The following is a 1,635-nucleotide window of genomic DNA, read 5'->3' as shown; positions in this document are numbered from 1 at the left end:
AATTGCATGACGCGCACCTCGCAACAAGAATGCCGGAGCATTCTTGAACGGCTAGCTCAGATCATGTTAGAAAAAACAGATGATGAACATTACATCACCATGCCTGAAATCATGAAAGCATTAGCGACGTATGAGGTTACAGCTGACAGAAAAAGCATTTATAACGATCTACGTGATCTGGAAAAACTGGGGATTGAAGTAGAAGGCGAGCCCGTTGGAAAGTAAAAAAATCCGATTTCAATATTATCAATGGAATGTGAAAAAGGAGACAGAATTGCGGCACAATGGTGCGTGGTATCACATCAGTCCGTGGGACTTGTTGTGGGAGGATGAAAATTATTTTACAGTTAGTGTGAACGTGCATGTCAGCAGGCAGTTCCTTGGATGGGTATTTTCTCTTGGAGAAGGGGTAAAAATTATTTCGCCGGATGATGTAGTGGATGAAATGAAACAGGAAATTGAACGGTTGATTCGACAGTATAAATAATGATGTAATACGTGGTGTTGAAAAAATAATAAGAGAACAGGCGGGCGGAATCAGCATCTATCAAAAAGTAAAATTACGAAAACTGTGATATGTATAGAATTATTTATAACAGAGACAACATGTAAAAATAATTTGAAAGATATAGAGAAACGAGGATATACAAGGATACTATGAGCAATCAGACAAGCATAGAATTACAGAAAGATGGTCGTACACTGACGCTTTATGTGATCCGGTCAGCGAGAAAAAGCATTGGCTTACAGATGCGGGAAGATGGGACGGTACTTCTTCGAATCCCGAATCGTTTATCCGCACGTGCGCTGCAGGATTTTCTGACACGGGAGCAGACGTGGATTTGGCAAAAAACAGAACAGATGCAGTCACGTATAAAACAGCGGGAAACAACAGGTGCAATCCCAGTGGAGCAACTCTCAAGCAGAGATCTGGATCAGATTAAGGAAAAAATTGGTTCACGGGTAGCATATTATAGCAAAATCATGGGCGTGACGGTTGGACGAATTACAATCCGAAACCAGAAAACCCGTTGGGGAAGTTGTAGTTCCAAGGGCAATTTGAATTTTAACTATCAGTTATATTATTTGCCGGAAGAACTGTTGGATTATGTGGTGATTCATGAGTTGGCGCACAGAAGACATATGAATCATTCCGCAGATTTTTGGGCGGAAGTAGAAAAATATTGCCCAGATTATAAGGTGCAAAGGAAGCGGTTGAAGGAATATAAACTGGTGTAAATCAGTGCGATTATTGCGTAGATGCAGCGGGTGAAAATGCGAAAGTGCGGAATATAAGCCAGTGTAAATTGGTGTGATTATTGGTGAATGGAGTGGGCAGAGTATAAGTTTGTGTAAAGTGGTGTGATTACTGGTAGATGCAGTGGGTGAAGATGTGAAAGAGAAAAATAGGTTTGTGTAAAGCATTGTAATTACTGAGAGGTACTGATAAGAAGATATAAAAAATGGACAGATAAAGAGATTTATTAGAATCCCCGATATCTGTCCGATTTTTATTGTTATGATTTGTTGTACTGTTACGTTATAACTATTACAGTTTTTCTATTATAACGGGACCGTAACGAAACAATTTATATCAGATGGGAGATGACTCCCACCTCTATAGGTGGTGAGAAA

Annotated in this window: 2 protein-coding genes and 1 pseudogene; all 3 read left to right on the top strand. The window is 39.8% G+C overall.

Features of this window, described 5'->3' with window-relative positions:
• Positions 1-225: pseudogene (locus LG34_RS17420) on the top strand (hypothetical protein); the annotation flags it as partial.
• On the top strand, positions 215-487 hold the full coding sequence (locus LG34_RS17415; protein WP_347486828.1) for a WYL domain-containing protein: 273 nt from the start codon (positions 215-217) through the stop codon (positions 485-487). The pseudogene LG34_RS17420 and the gene LG34_RS17415, both read left to right, overlap by 11 nt.
• A 170-nt stretch (positions 488-657) precedes the next feature.
• The gene (locus tag LG34_RS15820; protein ID WP_109216932.1) at positions 658-1,239 is read left to right on the top strand and encodes a M48 family metallopeptidase; all 582 of its coding nucleotides are present in this window, start codon (positions 658-660) and stop codon (positions 1,237-1,239) included.
• Positions 1,240-1,635 lie beyond the last annotated feature (396 nt).

It is taken from the genome of Eubacterium ramulus (assembly GCF_003122485.1).
GTDB lineage: Bacteria > Bacillota > Clostridia > Lachnospirales > Lachnospiraceae > Eubacterium_I > Eubacterium_I ramulus_A.
The sequence above is the reverse complement of the archived record's forward strand: the minus strand, read 5'-3'. Positions and strand labels throughout refer to the sequence as shown.

Excerpts from the sequence above, each read along its gene's own strand:
- LG34_RS15820 (WP_109216932.1), top strand. The coding sequence starts at position 658 with ATGAGCAATCAGACAAGCATAGAATTACAGAAAGATGGTCGTACACTG.